Origin of the sequence: Enterococcus sp. AZ079, assembly GCF_050547255.1 — a bacterium.
Lineage (GTDB): Bacteria > Bacillota > Bacilli > Lactobacillales > Enterococcaceae > Enterococcus_D > Enterococcus_D casseliflavus.
Map to the genome: position 1 here is coordinate 2,617,558 of NZ_CP172955.1, position 17,776 is coordinate 2,635,333.

Sequence of the window (17,776 nt, forward strand, 5' to 3'; positions counted from 1 at the left end):
TAAATTAGTTGGGTAAGAAGTAGTCCAAAAAAGAATTTTACAGGTATCCACTTTATAGAAAATATTATGGATAGTGCACCAGTATCTTTCTCATTTAAAGCAAACAGTCCTACACCGTAAACAAAAGCATTGAATACAATATATATCCACCAGTAAGTTAAATCATAAACGGTTGTTATATTCCTGCTGTTAAAAAATAGCATTATACTAGGCAACCCTAGTGACCAAAAAAAAGATAGTTTGTCTTTTAATAGTAATGATATATTTAGTTTGCAGATAGTAATGACATTTGACATAATATTCTCCTTCGATGAATTTATGGAAAAGGAATATACTCTATGCTTTTATCTAGTTCTTTTCCACAAATCGACTGAACAAAAGCATACACACTCTCATTATATAAAATAGGATTCATGTGTGGAAACCAATTCTCATCAACCACTTTTACCACCTTCAAATGAGGAATGGGCTGATACGAGTGAAACAAACTTATAACTGGATCCATTTTTAATTTTTCTCTACATTCTTTTTGCCATAATTTAAAATTAAATTTAAGTTTACTTTCAAATTGACAATCTTCCATATTCTTTAGTAAATATGAATAGTTTCTACAAAATTCATTGGTCGATAATTGATCAAAACGTGAATGATATAAATCTTTTTTTCTATCATCAAAATCTTTTAAAGTATTAGATTTAGCAGTCTTACTAAAATCCGTTGCAAAATACTGCAAAGCTTCAATCTGACTTTTTTTTATAGCTTCTTCTAATACATTTGAAGTACCTAAACCTATACACTTAGAATTTTCACTATATCCAATACATAAAATTACATAAATCTTATCTGAGATAGATACATTGAAGTAGTTTGTGTTATCTACATAATTTTTTAAATAATTGTCTACTGACTTTATTTCTGTAAAATTACTGATAGATATTTTTGGAGCTGAAGTTTTAGTCAAATAATTTACTATGAATGATTGCCTTTCAAAGAACTCGAAAAATGCTGTTCTTATTACAGAGTTTGAATCTGTATGAGATGCCATCCCATTTGAATCAACAAATCGATCTCTAGATAAAAATAGGCCTTTAGGCATCATTTTAGGTATGTTTTTACTCAAATAATTTACATGTGTGTGGTTTTCGAATGAATCGTTGGTATTTATCAACACTTCTCTTTCAAAGAACTCTCCAAAAACTTTTTTTAAATTTGATGATCTATTGTCAAACCCAACTTCATAAGCTTGTACATGTTGCTTATCTTCTCTAACTATATAATTATTGAAGTGGTGGTTTAAAAATAAGCCTTTTTTCGAGAAAATTCTACTATCATTTAATAGGAATCCATTCATTTTTATCTTCCCTTTCAAACTAAGAAACAATCAAATTCTGTAGCATTATAATCTATATTTGAAATAATTTTTTGTTTCTTCGATAATCTTATAAGTCTCTTTGAAGGCAAGCAATTTAGCAGATGCTTAGAAACTAATTTTATTGTTTTGACATTATTTTTATGATTATTTTTTCCATTTAAAATAACCACTTCTGGAAAAGGAATGTCCTTGTTTAGCATTAGTTTTTTTTGAATAAGATTATCAATACCTTCTTCACAATGATAACTATTCCTTTTTTCTATTTTAGAAAAAATAAAATCATAAATCTTTTCTTTATCTTTAGGAACCGATTGATAAAACCGTGAATCTTCATTCTGATAATTTTGCCACTCGATTATTTTATTCTCGATTATTGACTTTTTGACAGCCTCCTCAATGGTTTGATTACAAGATATTCCGCACCCAGTGATTTGTCTTTTATATAAACTGATCGTTATAACTGTGTAATAGTTTGATAGATTTCTTGTAGCTAAACAAAGATGTTCGTCAGCTCTAAAATTCAAACTTTTAATTAATTGTTTTTGTTCATTTGATAATTCAACATTAAGCCTTTCTCCAATATCTGTGTACCATAGTAAAAACAACTCATTTTTTTCTATTAACTCTGACAAAGCTTTCTTTAAGATTTGACACGATTCTATACCTGTAGCAGTGCCTGTTGTATCGATATATCCATATGCTGATGTTTTACCATAGCTAATGTATTTACCTTCAGCTGTGAACCCTCCTACACCAAGCAAAAACCTTTCCAGATATTCACTATAGCTTTTTTTCATTGCGAGTTCTTTGGTCGTGCTTATAGATGTTCCATCACTTGGATTGTAATAGTTTCCTTTTTTAATCTTGTTTCCGTTTATATAGAACAGTTTCCTCTCAGTACTCTGATAGTTCTTTGTAAATCCATAAGACGTATGAATTTGTGAAAACATATTAGCTTCCTCCAACAACTAAATCTGATTCAATCAATAAAGCTAACTTAGGATTTATTCCAATATCTTTTACAAATTTTTGATGATTTTTAAAAAGGGAGATAGATTGCATGGGAACTCCTTTATATGCCCGTTCTCTAATGTTCATTGTATGCTTAATACCATTAAAAAAACTAGCCTTTCCATAAATGAGTAAACTTTTCTCTAAGTCTAGAAGCCAAGATACAATAATGTCACTGCTCCAGTTATTATCTGTTATTACCTTGTTACTTATTTGTAAGATTTGATCACTATAAACATCAAACATGTAAGAGCCTGGTTTAAGTCCTTCTACAAATTTATTCACATAAATTACTGGAAAACATAGAATCATTTGATTTGTTTTAACAAAAGATTTTAAGTTCTCGAATATTTTTAATAATTCATTTGATCCGATTGAATATATAGAATAGCTTTCAATTACGATGTCAGGGGTATTTAAGCGACTGAAGTCTACTAATTCTTTATAATTTTCTAATTTCATTTCTTCTTTTGGTAAAGAGAACTGGTACATCTTTAAAATTTTCTTTTCGATTTCTTTGTCAACAAATTGTGATTGATACTCATTCCAATAGTACTTATTCATAACAATCACACATTTCCCAAAAATAACAAGTATCATAACTCAATGAAAAGTCATTTAAGTCAATCTTTAAAACATCATCAATTATACTATAGTTGGCTTTGGACATTTTTTTCTCTTTGTGTAGTTGATTGATTACCGGTAGCCAATCACTTTTATTTAACAAACCATCATATTGAAAAAAACCTTTCTCATTGTAAAACAAATCTACCATAACTTGAAAATTCAAATTATTTTTACCTGATTGACTACCTCTTAGTTGAGATTCAATACTATAAAAGAAGCATAGAGGGCAAGGGTTTCCCCATCTAGGAGAATAATAATTACTAAGGTAAAGACTATGATTGTATGCAAAAACAAATTTATATACATTCGTACTATCTTTATTTATAAAACTAACTATTTCTTTTAACTTTTGTAAACTAAAGGGATCTAAACAAACAATAATTAATTTATCCTCGTAATTTTGATCTTTAAATTCGTCGAGTGACCTTATCTCGTGATCTTCTTTCCAAATATCTCTAGACAATTCTAAAAATTTCGAGCTATTTGAGAAGATTACTATATCGTTTATACTTGATAAATATGTACTGTTCTCTTCCTTAATGATTGATGAATCCATTAAAAATTTTATTGATTCATTAGCAATATTCTCTTCTTTGAAAATTACCATAAAGTCATTAAAAGTAATATTTCCGATTTTATTTTCTTCCATATATCTGAGAAAATTAACTAGCACTTCATTTTTAGTTGCAAAAGAATTATCTTTAGTTTGGATTATTGTTGTGTTTTCATCTTCTAATTCATATATCAAATATGGATTAACTACATATTTCAATCAAAACCCCTCCAATATTTATACTACTAGCTTCCGATATAAATCATTAATAGGAGAGAAGATAAGACTTCTCTCCTATTAAAGTAAATCTATTTGGTGAAAACTTTCTCTTGAGAAGAAGCTCCTGCTCCACAACAGCAGCAGCAACAACAACAGCAGCAGCCACCGCCACCGCCGCCACCGCCGCCGCCACCACCACTACCGCCGCCTTTACTAAGCGAGATAGATGTGTCAGCAAATGAAGAACCTAAGCTTGAAGAAAATGATGTAAATAAACTTTGGGAAATAAGAGAGTCTTGCATTTTAGACTGCTGTTTATCTTTAGTACCCATATTAAAACCACCTTCCATAATATTAAGAAATAGCTAGCAATTTCTTAATATTATGGTAAATTACAAACAAGCACCTTGTCAATCTTTTTTTAATTTAAAACTATTTAAATAACAATATGATGATAGCCTTTTTTAATGCTGTTTAAAATAGCTAACTACAAAATTAAATAAGAAAAACTTTAATTAACTGAATATTTAGAAAATACAAAATAAGTTAAATCACACAAACTATTATTATTTTTTAAAAAACTGTGTATTAAAATAACATGATAATTAACAAAGTAAATTATATCACTAGTTATAATTATTACTTAACTTAGGACTATAAAATCGTCCATCAAAAACTTTAGCCATTATTATTTATGGCATTTTTTCTTTCCTTTATGAGATTCAAAAAATATTCTGTTTGCTGTTTGGTATTTAAAGAACTCACTGCGTGGTTAACTAATTTCTGTACAACAACTTCTCCGTACTCATCTTTTATAAAATCTACATAAGGAATGCTCGGTCTGTAAGCCCGTGCTAGCACGTTCTGAGAATATTTGATCTCTGCTACTGTCAGATATCCTTTATTTAGTAGCTACTTATCACCGCAGCAGTCGTATTTTTGTTTAGTTCCGGCAATATTTCTAATAATTCATGTTTAGTCAAAGACTGATTTAATTCATAAAAATAGCACATAATTTGATATTCAGATCTACTTAATTCTGACATAATAACCCCTCAACTTTTTCAGTGCTTCTCTATCTGTAAAATATAGAAACAACCAATAGTAAAAATAAATATATGATAGTATCTAATATAATCCATTGTTTCCTACCATTTGTTGCTTTGGTAGAAAAAAAACAACTTATACCATATAGTATTAAAAATAGCATTGATAATGAATAACCTTTCAAGCATTCAGTTAAGGTTATATCTACCAAAATTAGAATTAGAGGTACCATATATACCCATGCATACCACTTTCTCACATGGTGTGGTAACTTACTAAAATTTGAATTCACACATAAATCTCCTTTTAGATATTTTTTAACTTTAATACATATTACATCACACGAAATTAATAATAAAGTTTTAATTTATAAAAATAGCGCAATAATTAAAAATAGTGTTTAATATTTACCCCCTAGCTTATTTTGTTTACACTTTATTCATTTTTATCACAGAAAAATACTTATCTGCCCTAATAAATGAGCATAGCAAATCTTTTTTGTAAACTCTAATTTATGCATTGATTAAGGACTTCATTAGCTGTGAATAAAAAAGGACGTGCTAAGCACGTCCTGGAGTTGAAACTATTCTTTTATGGAATTGAATTAGTAGAACTGCAGCCTTATGTCGATTGCGTTCTTGGCCAGCTGATAGCCAGCTTCATCAACACCAGAAAATACTTCTAACGGCGAAATATTATACCTCTTGCCGTTTTCGAATTCATAGAAATCTTGATTGGTAAACAAGTTATAGGCTAAAGCAACCAGTCGTTGCTCCCCACCGGATAAAGTGCCATCAAACCATAGGTCACTATTGATTTCTTTTTGGACAAAATTAACCATCGAGCGACGTTGGTTAAATAATCTTTCATCACCAGTGAAGATAAAAAACCAAGCTACGCCAATAAGGATCTCGAAGATCTGTAAAGCTCAATTCATCCATCATAAAATTAAATCTGGCAATATGTTCCTTGTTTAGAAATAATTCTTCCATTATTGTTCCTCCTCTAATTGGTTTTGACCATTCCTTCAGCAATTACTCAAACGTTACTTTTGCAATTTCAAAATCAAAATACCTTCCAGATACCCAGTCTACATGACCGCTATCTGTAAAAGTTTTGCGGATCACATCCTCTTCATCTTTTAGCGCAAGTATGGCGTCAAGGATTGCCTTTGCTTCGTTCTCCTTAAAAATACCTAACTCTTCTTTTCTTTGCGTAAATTGCAAATTTTCAACCGTCGCAGCGTTACTCAAAAATCCCATCAGTTCCTTAGAAAAATGGTTGAAAACGATCACTGTCCAAACCTTTTCTCCTCTATCTTCAAGAGAAATTAGTTTACCGCCTACATCATTCTTCATTTGGTTTGACCAGGATAAAGTGATCTCTTCCATCGACCTTCTGATACTCTCGTTGACACTCTTTACATAAATAATGACCATTAGGATAAAGAACGTCCCCTTTTCTGACACGAACTTGTTTTGCTAACTCACCGCAATCACATTTGATCCAGCTAGGCGGCCAGTATAAGCGTCGATTGTAGGGCGTTATTGGTACTTTCCATTGCCCACCGTAACATTGTCTTTCTTCAGCCATCTTTATAAACTCCCTTCATCACTCTATTAAGCACCTAATCGATCCTTATCTTTAAAGCGGACACTTTCTGCATAACCCGAGTAAAAAGCTTCCCAATCCCTCACGGTATGAGAGGTATCTTTCCCAGGTACCAGTCCAATCTTTTCGACTTCAGTCTGAACCACTTCAGGTACTTGCAAAGCCAATTCATAGCCGTTTGTCAGCACTTGTTTTCGAAATGTTTGCGACAAACCTTTCAAGTATCCTTCCAAATAGTCTTGTTTTAACTGCCATTTCCGTTTGTATTTTCGTCTGATATCAGGCAACTGAAGAAATTGCCTTGCGCAGTAGCTGGCACTACCACGAGCATACTCAAACGTGATTTGAGCAATTTGTACATCGGACACGATCCCAACAAAGTGAAGTTCAATCGGTTTTCCGGACACATAGTAATACCGGACACGAAAATTTTTAGCAATGATCCTCGCTAATCGGTAAAGCCATTTTTGTGGCCGGCCTTCATAAATCACCGTATTGATCACTGCTTCTGACTTTTGTTCTTGCTTATAATGAAAAACGTCTGATTCATCGATATTATGCTGAAGCATCAACTCTTGTGCTTTTGCCAAGGCTGACATCGACTCTTCGTCATTGGCATCATTTGCAAGAGCTAATAATTTTACGATTTTCTTTTTGGCTTTTTCATCCATTGGATCTCACGTTTTGTCTGATTTTAGTTTACCACGTATTGGATAACGGTTTCACTGATAAAAGTAATGAGTAAAAGTGATAGCACTTCAATGAAATAGAAAATAAAGTGCGGTCACTTTCTGAGCGCAGGAATTTCAAATCCCGCTTTTTCTTGCTCAAGCAACATATCTAAAGCGATACACATTAATTTCGATTCACTTTTTTTGTACTTAGTGTTCAAGTGCTTCAGTCCCTGCTTCCTCTTTTCATTAAGCGTTACAGGAAGACGTGTATTTCCTTTTGCAATAGCCATAACTCGCTCTCCTTCATTGAAACGATCGTAGATTTGATAAAAGACGCAGCGAGCGTAAATCACACTCGCCGCAGCTTTGAACCGATTCTTTTCTACTGATTGTTTTTCATGACTTCCTTTGCTTCTTCTGTAAGGGGAAAGACTTTTGCAACAGCCATGCCACAAGGAATTGCCCCTACAGCTTCCTCACAAATGACACCAGCTTCTATCAGCACCTTTTCAATGCCCGTATTTTCAGACCACCCTTTGATTGCGACGTAATCCTGTCTGATCCCGATACTCGTGTTCACCGTGGCCGTGGCAACCAGCTCTTCTTCAGACTGACCTCTTCTTTTCTTAGTCAGTTGAATCGCTACATTGTTATTATCTTCATAGTGATCAAATATCACAGTACATTTTTTTTATTTAAAACGGCATTCATTATTTTTCCTCCTAGAGATAAGGAGTTGCATTATCAAGCTCTGATTATTCAGTGGCTTCTTCTTTTAATTGATCCGCAAGTTTTGTAAGCTTGGCGGCATTATCAAATCGCATTCTTTCTATAGAAGACCTTTTATGAGCAAGATCTGCAACAGTTGTTGCGGCAACTCCTGATTTTTTTTGAATTTCATACAATGATTTTCCACTTTCAAAAAGCAACCATTCTATCTTATCTTTATCTGCGTACATCTTTTTTCCTCCTGAAAGGAGTATGACAATTAAAACTTGCCACTACTCACAATTATGGTATATTTTGAGTAGTAGCATTCCTTGCACGGTTTTGTTACTTGCGCTTGTTCTGACCCCATCAGAATAAGTGCTTTTTTTTATTTTGCAGTAGTGATCCCTCCCTTTTTTATCCGTATACCGGATCATCAGATAGTTATAGATCCTTTCTAAAAATTAAATATATCGGTATACCGTTGTATTTATTATACCACGGTATACCGATACTGACAATCTATTATTGCTTTTTTTTGATTTTAATGGTCAAAAAAGTTGGTTTTAACCAATTTGGAAGTGTTTTGCTATGAAATAAATGACTGATACAGTAACCGAATTTCCAGCTTGTTTGTACAGCTGACTGTCCGAAGTCTTTTGTTCATACCTGCAGTTATAGTGATCAAGCCCGTTACTGATTATTTCTTCAGCGATCTGCCTACTACCGAATTTCGCTGCCAAAAAGGCCCAATCAGGAAACGACTGCAGTCGCCAACATTCAAGTGGTGTTAGTTTCCGGATCTGAAAATCATCGGTTACTACGACTCGCTGACCACCAGTAAGGACGGTATTTGATTGCTGATTTCCCACACGTGCCCGACGCTTAGTATTTACCTAAAGAAGCAATATCCGTTTTTATCTCACTGTGTAAATTGATTCATCCTCATGATATTGAAATCTCTTTCATTAATTTAAATTTAGCGTTATACTATAAAAAAAGGAGATTAAACTATGACGAAAATATGTTTTATGCTAACTTCCAATTCTGGTATAGGAACGACTACAATATTTGCTACCCACGCTAAACGTAATATAGATGATTTATTAGCTTATTTTTCTAATTATTATAATGTAACAGCAAATTACCCAGAAGATAAAGATACTGTCGATATACTTGTTATCCCAGATTCCTTTGGCGCATTCATTAATGAACGTAATCTACCTGTTATTAAGGTACCTACAATTTTATTTTTAGAGAGAAACTTTGAGAAAATCAAGGTTTATATTGATAATTATTTTTTGGAAATTTCAAAAAACAAAATTCAGATAGACAAAATATAATTCATTATTTAACAGTAACTCTATTTCATGTCTCAGCATTTTCCATTGTTCACTCAGTTTCTTCATGCGCATGAAAGGTATTTCAAGTACCTGATGGATTAAGAATACCGAGAAAATGGATGGTTAAATTTCGGAACAATGGTGGTACTTAGGCCTTTTTTAAGAAAGAAAAGCGATCTTTTTTGCCCTCCACGTTCCAGCCGCCTCCACCACTTAGGAGGGCAAAAAAATAGACGTGCAAGGCACATCTGTAGAGCAAAAGGTTGATATTTCACTGAAATCTTGCTATACTAATTATGTAAAGAGGAGTTGCGCTAACAACTCCCCTACAGCACCGTTTAAGACGGTGGCAGTTTTATTAGTTAAGAAATAACCGCATCCTGCTAAAGTTGACGGTTATTTTTTTGCATTCTTTTTTCGTTTCTTCTTGCTTTTACGCTTAGAAGAACGAGTGTTTATAATCGTATCTGCTAGTTTCACACATGCTTCGATTAAACCAATAAAGGCTAACAAAACAGGCGCTATTGCTAACAAAATGCCGATTATATCCACATCTTGCAAAAGGCTACTCCTTTCTTCAGATTTCGATAGTACATTCATAATGCACCACCTCACTTTCAAAAAAAGCGCCACCGTCACAAACTTTACTGTAATCCTATTATACCATAACTCACGCTAAAAACCTATATTTATCAAGGGTTTTAGCGTTTTTTTTATACCTGAATTCAAGCGAAAGGCTTGTTCCTTCTGTCGCTCCAGCCACCGCCACCGCTCCTTCAGAAACCGTGTTGCTGACACAACCCGAAGTGATCGATAGAAAAAAATACCAGGATCAGGCAGAGATCTCTTGTTCTTTTAAAGCCAAAATAGACAAAGCATTCGCAAACTGCAGTAAGCCTAATTGAGAATCATCGACGATCACATTTTTCTGATAATGGATCCGATCGCTCACATGATTGATTGATAGTCCGTAGACAAAACGCATCAAAAAATTCTTTCGTCTCCGATCGGTGATTTCTGGTTTATATGGATGGCTAATGGCCGTCAGACCCAAAGAAAACAAGTGGTGAAAATAAAGAAACTCTTGTTTGAACTGCTGATTTTCTTGAACAAAGCTAGAGTGTTTGATTTCTGGTATATCTTGGTCTAAGAGCGAATACGTTGAATGGATCGGCGGCATCCTCGTCAATCCCATCCTTTCCCTTGAAACAAGATAACTAGAGAGCATCGATCCGATCTCTCCTTTGGTTTTATCCCAATCGATCACCTCTTTTTCAGGTAATTCAAATTGGTGAACATCAAATAATCGCACATTATTCCTCTTTTCATGATAGGTGATACACACAGCTGTCGTTTACACCTAAATAATTTCTTTTTTAATTCAAAAAAGACCTGGAAAAAGATCCCAAGTCTTTGTTTCTCAAAATGGTAAATCATCATCTGGTAAATCGATTGCCGAGCTGCTTTGTGCAAATGGATCCGTTTCTTGTTTAGGTAGCGGCGGCGGTGTTGGTTTGCTTTTTTCAGCTGTTTCGTTGGATTCATTCGAACGCTGCTCAGACACATCTTTTGATTCCATTAATTGAAACGTCTCTGCCACGACTTCTGTGACGTACACTCGCTGTCCTTGTGGGTTATCGTAAGATCTTGTCTGAATACGTCCAGTCACGCCGAGAAGCGTCCCTTTCTTTGCGTAATTGGCAAGGGTTTCGGCTGGTTTGCGCCAAATGACACAATTGATGAAGTCAGCTTCTCTTTGACCGCTTTGATTGGTAAAATTTCGATTCACGGCCAAAGTGAACGTGGCCACTGCAGCACCGTTCGGTGTAAATTTTAATTCTGGATCTCTCGTTGATCTTCCTACTAATACGACGTTATTGATCATGCTTTATTCCCTACTTTCTTTGCTTTTTTTGGCGCATTGACAAATGATACAAAAGTGATCTGTCCCGTATCGCTCAACTTGATTTTTGCATGATAGGTCGTCTTGTCTGCCTTTTTGATTCCTGAAACCACGGTTTCTTTCCCGACTAACAAATCCTTCAGATTGGTTTTCGTCAATTTTTTCTTCCGGAACTGATCAGATAACGTAAACGTACAGTTAGGATAATTCGAACAACCGTAGAAAGACTTTTTCAACACCACATTTCCGCCACATTTCGGACATTTACCGATCGTCTGCTTATCAGCTTCTTTTTTGACTTCCGCTTGGTAGGTGTGGAAATTCAACTTCTGAACATCATCTGGTACGTGTTCGATCAAATGCACGATAAACTTCTTGATATTGGCAATAAAGGTCTCTTGATTCCCTTCTTTTTTCCCGATTTTCTTTAAGTACGTTTCCCATTTTGCCGTCATTTCAGCACTCGTCAATAAGTGCTGGCTTTCGACTGCCTGGCACAGTAATTTTCCTTTTTCGGTAACGATCAATTTATTTTTTTCTACTTTGATATATTCTTTTTGCTTCAGTGTTTCAATAATGCTCGCACGTGTCGCTTCTGTACCGATTCCTTCGACTTCCTGAAGGATCTTGATTGCTTGTTCATCATCTACGGTCTTATTAGCCGTTTTCATTGCTGTAAGCAACGTGCCTTCAGTAAATGGTTTCGGCGGCTGCGTCTCTTTCTGCACGCTTTTTACCTCCGCTTGAATCGCTTCACCGATCATCACAACTGGTAATGTTTGGCTCTCTTCGTTCTCCTTGTTGGTATCGGCTTTGAATAAGATCTTCCATCCCTCGACTTTTGGCACTTTTCCCGTCGCTTTAAAACAGAGAGTTGACACCATGGTTTCTATTACGGTTTCTTCATAAGTGTAATCTGGTAAAAACATGGCGATCGTTGTTTTCATGACGAGCAGATAGATTTTCTTTTGTAGATCATCTAATTTATTAAAGGCTGACTCACTTGCGACTTGCTTCGTTGGAATAATGGCGTAATGCTCTTGCACCTTACTTCCATCGACATATCGCTTTCTTGGCTGATCTTGTGCCATGGGTTCATCTATGGATAAAAAACGGGCATAACTGTCGTAATTCGCTTTTAAGTATTGAAATTCACTGTCTGTAATAAATGGTGTATCTGTTCTTGGATAGCTCAACAATTTTGCTTCATACAGTCCTTGCATGGCTTTCAACGTCTGACTGGCTGTTGCTTTGTACAGCTGATTGATTTTTGACTGCAGACTGCTCAATGAGAATAAATTGGGACTATTCGTTTTCTTCATTTTTGTTTGAAGATCTTTGATCGTTCCTGGTTGTGTGCCGATTGCAGCGCCCTTAGAAGAAACAAAGGAAAGTAGTTCCTCTTTAGTAGAAAAACGTTGTGACGGGCTTAATAGGGCTTTGAACGAGCCATTCGTTGCCTTGATCAATGATTCGATTTCATAAAATGGTTCTTTTTTAAAATGCTCGATCATTTGTTGGCGTTGATAGATCATGTAAAGCGTTGGTGTTTGTACTCGTCCAAGAGAGAACGTTCCATTTGCTCCTTTTGAACGAAGATTCAACGTGTATAGCATACTCCCGTTCATGCCAATGAGCCAGTCGGCAATTTGCCGTGTCTGTGCTTCTTGATAAAAAGGATAATAGTCCATTCCTGGCTTTAAGTTTTGAAACCCACTACGAATCACATCTTTTTCAAGACTATTGATCCATAAACGTTTGTATGTTTTTTTAGTAGAAAAAGCGCCTGATTCATGAATGATCGACCAGGCGATATTTTCCCCCTCTCGATCACTATCTGTTGCAATTATGATCGTATCAGCTTTCTTTAACAGTCCGGAAACGATCTTAAATTGTTTTTTCTTATCAGCTGCGACCTGAAAATCGTATTGTTGCGGAAAGATAGGCAATGCATCCAATGCCCAATTCTTCCATTTTTCATCATAATGTCCTGGTTCTGCTAATTCGACCAAATGGCCGAAGCCAAAGGTGATAAAGGTCTCATCTGAAAAAATTGGATCTTGGATCTCAAAAAAGCCATCCTTTTTCACGCTATGCTTTAAAGCACCAGCATAGGAAGCTGCTTGACTTGGTTTTTCTGCTAATATCACGGTAGTCATTAATTCCACCCCATTCATTATTTTTCTTCTCAAATAAAAATAGGATAGATATCAATCCATCTATCCTATCAACACTTCTATTTCATGATAAGTGGCTAAATCGTAAAGGTTTCATTGTCGATTATTTTTTGTTGATTACTTGCTAGTCTATGAGTATATAGATTCTTGTAGAAAGACTGTTCTTCTTTGTCAGTGGCATTTTCCATAGCAATTCTCAACTCTCCTAATTTATACTGTTTGAACGCTTCGTACATTTCAGATAATTCTATTCTTTTTGGTTGATCCATAAGAGTCCTCCTTATAGGCATAACTGTTTCAAAAATATGGCAACGGCTAATACCTATTACCTGAATGATTTTATCAATCATTCGTTTCATCATTAGTAGATTCGATAGATTATTGACTAATATGATCTTTCGCTTTCATTTTTTCCATTTCCTTCTTAATTTTAGCTTTTTTAGATTGATCCGCACTTTCATATATACCTAATAAAGCAAACAAGCCAACGAAAGGCATTAAAATATCTCTAAATGAAACCGTCAATTTACCTGTTACAAATAGATATATGACAATTAAGCTAAACACAATAGGCAGAATAGCTCCTAAATATTTATTACCTAAATAACCGGCGAAAGATTGGAACCCAATGATTGCGACAATAAAAAGTATCTCCCAAAAATTATTCATTCAAACTCTCCTTATGTTTTTCTATAATTATTTTTGCTGCATCCAAAGTAATTTTCTCATTTATTACCATATTCATTACCTCTATTTCAAACGAATCTTTAATAGCATCAACAATTTTTATTTTATCGATTAAACGATCCAATCTTAAACGAACGGTAGGATAGCTAACCTTATATTCCTTAGCAAGTTGCTTTAAAGAACCAGAAGACAATAAAAACCGTTTGATAAATTCTTGTTCCTCATATTCTAAATGAAAGAACCAATCCACTTGACCACTCCTTTAACATTAACATTATTTATTAAATTTTAACATTATTAAAGTTTTTACGCAATATATATTATAATTATTTGAAAATATTGAAGAGTTTTTTTCAAAAGATCAAGTTTCTTTATGCTTCCTATGCACCAGGTATCAGAGCAATAAAATTATAAGAACTATGAACGATCATAGAACCATAAGCTTTTTTCGTTTTGAGAGCAACCCAGGAATAGACAAGGCTGTTTAAAAAATAGGGCAATAGAAAAACTTGCCCATTTAAAACAGAAAAAATGAAACTAGAAAAAAAGACTGCAGCTGGCAAGTTCGTACGTCGAATCAAAAAAGGCAACAGTTTGACCCGCATCAAGTATTCTTCAATGATCGGTGCCATTACAATAGAGAACGTTGCGGCAGAAATGGAAATTCCGTGTCTTGCTTCTGGAAGTCTAGGCAGCATTGGATGCATCAACGTAAACCGATAGTCTTCCGTTCGTTCACTCAGCCAATCTATCCAAAGCTTTAAACCGGTCTCTACAGTAGGAACGCTGTGAGGTACTAGGTCTTGTCTCAGATCGTACCAGTCAAGATGATTAATCAGCCTTTTTGATTCGTCCACTCACGTAAAATCGGGATTAATTCCGGATAATACAGTTCGAGCAGCATATGCGTATCAAAGTAGCTTATAGTTAAGCCGATCCTAGTTAAATAGTCCAGTTGGGCATCAAACTCTTTTATCACTTCAGCTTGATCGATTTGCCCCCCTGGCAGTCCAAATCTGGGAGGGAAGAGTCCATTTACCTCAATCAGCGAAGAATTTGACTGGCTTCAGTCATTGGAAACCACTTCAGATAGTCCCATTCCGATGTATCCTTAACAAGAACAAGTAAGTGGACGGATTTATAGTCCACTTGCTTGTTCGATAAATTTATTTGATATAAATATATTGATTCGATATAATTTTCACAATATTTAAACTTTTCAAAATATTAAATGTTCGAGTAAGAAATTCGAAAGAAAGGAGAAGATAAGAAAAATATGAAGTGCTCAAAAAAATGGTGATTGTAGTTATTTTGTTTTTTGTGGTATTGAGTGGGGGAGTTACAGGACTTGCTACAGTTCAAAACAATAAACTCTCTGATTTGTATTCCCAAGTTTCAACATGGGAAAAAACTGGGAGAACGTATACTACCAATGAAAATGATATTGGGTATTCTGTTGTTGAACTTAATACTGAAAATATATTCGAAGTGCCAGCCAGTCTTCCTATTACAGCTACAGATTATGAAAATGGCGTATTAGTTGATTACGATGGAAATGACAATGATTTTCAAGTGACATGGACAAAAAGCGGAAATATCAGTGAAACGGTATACATGGATTCGAGTTTTAACGTTATAGACGAAACAACTGGAAAAACAGTTTCTAGTGAAGATATAAAAGTTGTTAAATATGTTTTTACTAATGCGAAAGATAAGTGGAATCAAATCAATCAAAATTAGCAATAGTTTGAAGTGTTGTGCATGAAGAAATATTTGTTTTTATTGGGAGTAGTTTTGTCTTTGGGCGTATTGTTTTCTAAAAATGTTGAAGCTTCAGAAACGAAGGTTGCTACTATTGACAACGAAACGGTAGTTTTAGAAAAAGTTGAAGACTTAGCAACAATTAGCTCGATTTTAGAAGAATATGGTTACTCGACAGAAGAAGTTGGATCTGTATATAAATATACTGTTGAAGATCCTATACCAGTTTTTAATCGCACACGTGCTTACAGAGTGGATGTTCTATCTGCAGCTTATAGAAAGCATAAAATTGCTACAGGAGCAGCAGTTGGGGACTATTATAATAAGCGCTATAAGGCTTTAAATGTTCGAAATGGTTATGAATGGGTAAGTGGGTATGCAATTTATATCAAGCAAGTAAGCACGACAGAGGAAGTTCTGGATCATATTCGAGTTTATAATACATGGTAATATGCCATCTAAAAAAGTGATTCTTGAAAGGAAATAAGAGGTATTTAGAAATGAAAGTATTATTAGGCTCCCAAGTAGACATTCTATTTTTAAACGATAAAATAGAAAATATTAGAGGTACAGTAATAAATATTTTTGAAGATTCTATGAGAGTAGAAGTTGAAACAACAAAAAAGCACTTAATCATATTGAAAACAGCAATCGCAACAATAACACTTTTGGATTAACTCAGTTAGTTTAAATATTAGTTAACAAAAGACGCCCGTCAATCAAGGGATTGAGGGGCGTTCTTTGTGATTTTCAATTGGTCTAGCTATGTTGGGAGCCTAAAACGTCGGTAAATCAAGCTTCTTCTCTTTGGGTCTTTTGTGAAGAAATCGGGGGGACGAGTTGGAACGGTGTTATGTTCCAAACTGGACTCGTTGCAAGATAAGCGAAATGTTGCTTTTCTAACAAGCGTAAAATGTAGCGAACTTGATCCGCTGTTTTGTCGGACGTAATAGCCAGGCATTCCACAAAGTCAGCAGGCAAGGAGAAAACGGAACGATTCGCTGTTCGCCACCCCGTGACGATTGTGGGATCGAATTCATACTGTCGACAAAAATCACCCACTGATAAACCAAGGTGACCTACGATATACGCAGTCACAGGATAGCTGTCAACATAAGCTGAAAACGACATACACAATTCATCCTTTCAACGCTATCTTAGGTTTCACGGAAAAAGTGCCACCACTTCTTCTGTCCTTCTTGTTTCAGTCGCACGACTTCATTTTCAGGAGTAAATTTCCCCTTATGTTCTGAGGGGGTCTCATAACCACTTTGAGACGTTTTAAAATTTTTGGTATCCATTTGTTGCATTCTTTGTTTAAATCTTCTGAGAAGTGTTCCTGCGACGTCAGAAACAGTATTTGTTTGTTCGCTTGCAAAGTTAGTTGTTGTTGCTGATCAAGAAGTTTTTGTTGTTGGGCTAATAACGACTGTAGCTGATCAATTTGTGCGTCCTTTTGTTGCAACTGTGCAAACAACTTCGTTTCTATACTGTCAGAGCTTGCTACGTCAGGAATTTCGAACGCTTCAAGCAACTCAGCACGTCCTAGCCACGTCCAAGCTTGTCAGCAAGGTGCAACACTCCCGACCACAGAACTGTCTTATACCCTTGGCTGTTTTTGGCAAGGTACGTTGGTTCTAGGTTGTCAGCATGTTTCCTCATAGCTTGTCTGCTGATACCAAAAAGTTCAGCAAGTTCTTTTACTGTCAACATTTGTTTTGGTTATCTGTCCGTTGTCACAAGGGTGCCACCTCGTTTGTTTTTCTTTTAGTATACATGAATTCGCTTTGCCAAGCGAAACCGATTGAATGCAGCAATCAAAGTAGAGGAACATGCAGTAAGAAAACTACATGTTTTCTTCTAGTAATTTTAGTGTATAGTCGTCCGCTATGATCTCACCTTGCATGATCAGCAGTAAATGGTCGAAAGGGATTTTTGTGGATTTACTGAGTCGGTTCAGTTCTTCCTCACTCTTGATCCTTTCATAAATTTTTTTGGTTCGCTCGATTCGATCCCATTCTGTATTGGTCAAGTAGCGGGAAAGTTCATAGGTTAGCCGAGAATCCTCTTCACCGTGCACAAG

Annotated in this window: 29 protein-coding genes and 2 pseudogenes; 5 read left to right on the top strand and 26 right to left on the bottom strand. The window is 35.0% G+C overall.

Going from position 1 to position 17,776, the window contains the following annotated elements; all coding sequences use genetic code 11:
• Positions 1-316: 316 nt before the first annotated feature.
• The 14 genes and pseudogenes from IGJ15_RS12400 to IGJ15_RS12465 all read right to left on the bottom strand — a co-directional run.
• Complete coding sequence (locus IGJ15_RS12400; protein WP_010748139.1) at positions 317-1,351, bottom strand: YcaO-like family protein; 1,035 nt, start codon at positions 1,349-1,351, stop codon at positions 317-319.
• A gap of 14 nt (positions 1,352-1,365) precedes the next feature.
• Positions 1,366-2,322, bottom strand: coding sequence for a hypothetical protein (locus tag IGJ15_RS12405; protein ID WP_010748138.1), 957 nt, complete (start codon positions 2,320-2,322; stop codon positions 1,366-1,368).
• A gap of 1 nt (position 2,323) precedes the next feature.
• The gene (locus tag IGJ15_RS12410; RefSeq protein ID WP_034695557.1) at positions 2,324-2,947 is read right to left on the bottom strand and encodes a hypothetical protein; all 624 of its coding nucleotides are present in this window, start codon (positions 2,945-2,947) and stop codon (positions 2,324-2,326) included.
• The gene (locus tag IGJ15_RS12415) at positions 2,940-3,782 is read right to left on the bottom strand and encodes an McbB family protein (RefSeq protein ID WP_010748136.1); all 843 of its coding nucleotides are present in this window, start codon (positions 3,780-3,782) and stop codon (positions 2,940-2,942) included. Before IGJ15_RS12415 ends, IGJ15_RS12410 begins: the two co-directional genes overlap by 8 nt.
• A gap of 89 nt (positions 3,783-3,871) precedes the next feature.
• On the bottom strand, positions 3,872-4,114 hold the full coding sequence (locus tag IGJ15_RS12420; RefSeq protein WP_270276838.1) for a hypothetical protein: 243 nt from the start codon (positions 4,112-4,114) through the stop codon (positions 3,872-3,874).
• A gap of 1,319 nt (positions 4,115-5,433) precedes the next feature.
• On the bottom strand, positions 5,434-5,670 hold the full coding sequence (locus tag IGJ15_RS12425; protein WP_010748132.1) for a DUF6075 family protein: 237 nt from the start codon (positions 5,668-5,670) through the stop codon (positions 5,434-5,436).
• Between the two features lie 28 nt (positions 5,671-5,698).
• Positions 5,699-5,821 carry a hypothetical protein gene (locus tag IGJ15_RS12430; protein WP_010748131.1) on the bottom strand — a complete coding sequence of 41 codons (123 nt, stop codon included), beginning with the start codon at positions 5,819-5,821 and terminating at the stop codon, positions 5,699-5,701.
• A gap of 42 nt (positions 5,822-5,863) precedes the next feature.
• Complete coding sequence (locus tag IGJ15_RS12435) at positions 5,864-6,220, bottom strand: hypothetical protein (RefSeq protein WP_010748130.1); 357 nt, start codon at positions 6,218-6,220, stop codon at positions 5,864-5,866.
• A complete protein-coding gene (locus tag IGJ15_RS12440) occupies positions 6,177-6,422 on the bottom strand; it encodes a hypothetical protein (RefSeq protein ID WP_010748129.1) in 246 nt (81 codons plus the stop codon). Before IGJ15_RS12440 ends, IGJ15_RS12435 begins: the two co-directional genes overlap by 44 nt.
• 26 nt (positions 6,423-6,448) lie before the next feature.
• A complete protein-coding gene (locus tag IGJ15_RS12445) occupies positions 6,449-7,111 on the bottom strand; it encodes a DUF2786 domain-containing protein (RefSeq protein WP_086295828.1) in 663 nt (220 codons plus the stop codon).
• Between the two features lie 113 nt (positions 7,112-7,224).
• Positions 7,225-7,404 (bottom strand): hypothetical protein, encoded by a 180-nt coding sequence (locus tag IGJ15_RS12450; RefSeq protein WP_010748127.1) that lies wholly within the window; start codon positions 7,402-7,404, stop codon positions 7,225-7,227.
• 92 nt (positions 7,405-7,496) lie between these two features.
• Complete coding sequence (locus IGJ15_RS12455) at positions 7,497-7,793, bottom strand: hypothetical protein (protein ID WP_256925807.1); 297 nt, start codon at positions 7,791-7,793, stop codon at positions 7,497-7,499.
• A gap of 76 nt (positions 7,794-7,869) precedes the next feature.
• A complete protein-coding gene (locus tag IGJ15_RS12460) occupies positions 7,870-8,073 on the bottom strand; it encodes a hypothetical protein (protein ID WP_010748125.1) in 204 nt (67 codons plus the stop codon).
• Between the two features lie 315 nt (positions 8,074-8,388).
• Positions 8,389-8,715 (bottom strand): annotated as a pseudogene (locus IGJ15_RS12465) (DNA cytosine methyltransferase); the annotation flags it as partial.
• A gap of 120 nt (positions 8,716-8,835) precedes the next feature.
• On the opposite strand from IGJ15_RS12465, the gene IGJ15_RS12470 reads away from it, so the two are divergent.
• Complete coding sequence (locus IGJ15_RS12470; RefSeq protein WP_010748124.1) at positions 8,836-9,165, top strand: hypothetical protein; 330 nt, start codon at positions 8,836-8,838, stop codon at positions 9,163-9,165.
• A 396-nt stretch (positions 9,166-9,561) separates the two neighbouring features.
• Here IGJ15_RS12470 and IGJ15_RS12475 read toward each other — a convergent pair whose 3' ends face one another.
• From IGJ15_RS12475 to IGJ15_RS12510, 8 genes are all read right to left on the bottom strand, one after another.
• A complete protein-coding gene (locus tag IGJ15_RS12475) occupies positions 9,562-9,765 on the bottom strand; it encodes a hypothetical protein (protein WP_002290540.1) in 204 nt (67 codons plus the stop codon).
• A gap of 232 nt (positions 9,766-9,997) precedes the next feature.
• The gene (locus tag IGJ15_RS12480) at positions 9,998-10,477 is read right to left on the bottom strand and encodes a transcriptional regulator (RefSeq protein WP_430599133.1); all 480 of its coding nucleotides are present in this window, start codon (positions 10,475-10,477) and stop codon (positions 9,998-10,000) included.
• 108 nt (positions 10,478-10,585) lie between these two features.
• A complete protein-coding gene (gene ssb, locus IGJ15_RS12485; RefSeq protein ID WP_430599134.1) occupies positions 10,586-11,050 on the bottom strand; it encodes a single-stranded DNA-binding protein in 465 nt (154 codons plus the stop codon).
• Complete coding sequence (locus tag IGJ15_RS12490) at positions 11,047-13,227, bottom strand: DNA topoisomerase 3 (protein ID WP_430599135.1); 2,181 nt, start codon at positions 13,225-13,227, stop codon at positions 11,047-11,049. The genes ssb and IGJ15_RS12490 overlap by 4 nt, the downstream gene beginning before the upstream one ends.
• Positions 13,228-13,322: 95 nt before the next feature.
• On the bottom strand, positions 13,323-13,514 hold the full coding sequence (locus IGJ15_RS12495) for a hypothetical protein (protein WP_010748120.1): 192 nt from the start codon (positions 13,512-13,514) through the stop codon (positions 13,323-13,325).
• A gap of 109 nt (positions 13,515-13,623) precedes the next feature.
• Positions 13,624-13,914, bottom strand: a complete 291-nt coding sequence (locus IGJ15_RS12500; protein ID WP_010748119.1) for a hypothetical protein — start codon at positions 13,912-13,914, stop codon at positions 13,624-13,626.
• The gene (locus IGJ15_RS12505) at positions 13,907-14,182 is read right to left on the bottom strand and encodes a DUF2089 family protein (protein WP_010748118.1); all 276 of its coding nucleotides are present in this window, start codon (positions 14,180-14,182) and stop codon (positions 13,907-13,909) included. The genes IGJ15_RS12500 and IGJ15_RS12505 overlap by 8 nt, the downstream gene beginning before the upstream one ends.
• 130 nt (positions 14,183-14,312) lie before the next feature.
• A complete protein-coding gene (locus IGJ15_RS12510) occupies positions 14,313-14,537 on the bottom strand; it encodes a CPBP family intramembrane glutamic endopeptidase (RefSeq protein ID WP_230209467.1) in 225 nt (74 codons plus the stop codon).
• Here IGJ15_RS12510 and IGJ15_RS12515 point away from each other — a divergent pair.
• Positions 14,464-14,655 carry a hypothetical protein gene (locus IGJ15_RS12515; RefSeq protein ID WP_230209474.1) on the top strand — a complete coding sequence of 64 codons (192 nt, stop codon included), beginning with the start codon at positions 14,464-14,466 and terminating at the stop codon, positions 14,653-14,655. The two genes, IGJ15_RS12510 and IGJ15_RS12515, sit on opposite strands and share 74 nt — an antisense overlap.
• A 112-nt stretch (positions 14,656-14,767) precedes the next feature.
• Here IGJ15_RS12515 and IGJ15_RS12520 read toward each other — a convergent pair whose 3' ends face one another.
• Entirely contained in the window at positions 14,768-14,980 is a 213-nt protein-coding gene (locus IGJ15_RS12520; RefSeq protein WP_114148902.1) for a ChbG/HpnK family deacetylase, read from the bottom strand.
• A 245-nt stretch (positions 14,981-15,225) separates the two neighbouring features.
• On the opposite strand from IGJ15_RS12520, the gene IGJ15_RS12525 reads away from it, so the two are divergent.
• From IGJ15_RS12525 to IGJ15_RS12535, 3 genes are read left to right on the top strand one after another with little or no spacing between them, the layout of a single operon-like run.
• Positions 15,226-15,672, top strand: a complete 447-nt coding sequence (locus IGJ15_RS12525) for a hypothetical protein (protein WP_428215480.1) — start codon at positions 15,226-15,228, stop codon at positions 15,670-15,672.
• Positions 15,673-15,693: 21 nt separating this feature from the next.
• Positions 15,694-16,143: a hypothetical protein gene (locus IGJ15_RS12530; RefSeq protein ID WP_230209450.1), complete on the top strand. Its 450-nt coding sequence runs from the start codon at positions 15,694-15,696 to the stop codon at positions 16,141-16,143.
• Positions 16,144-16,193: 50 nt separating this feature from the next.
• A complete protein-coding gene (locus IGJ15_RS12535) occupies positions 16,194-16,370 on the top strand; it encodes a hypothetical protein (RefSeq protein WP_010748115.1) in 177 nt (58 codons plus the stop codon).
• A 115-nt stretch (positions 16,371-16,485) separates the two neighbouring features.
• Here the strand turns inward: IGJ15_RS12535 and IGJ15_RS12540 are convergent, their stop codons facing one another.
• The 3 genes and pseudogenes from IGJ15_RS12540 to IGJ15_RS12550 all read right to left on the bottom strand — a co-directional run bounded on the left by IGJ15_RS12540 (position 16,486) and on the right by IGJ15_RS12550 (position 17,773).
• The gene (locus IGJ15_RS12540) at positions 16,486-16,824 is read right to left on the bottom strand and encodes a hypothetical protein (RefSeq protein WP_154694663.1); all 339 of its coding nucleotides are present in this window, start codon (positions 16,822-16,824) and stop codon (positions 16,486-16,488) included.
• A 26-nt stretch (positions 16,825-16,850) separates the two neighbouring features.
• Positions 16,851-17,406 (bottom strand): annotated as a pseudogene (locus IGJ15_RS12545) (hypothetical protein).
• Positions 17,407-17,539: 133 nt separating this feature from the next.
• Entirely contained in the window at positions 17,540-17,773 is a 234-nt protein-coding gene (locus IGJ15_RS12550) for a hypothetical protein (RefSeq protein ID WP_005237737.1), read from the bottom strand.
• Positions 17,774-17,776 lie beyond the last annotated feature (3 nt).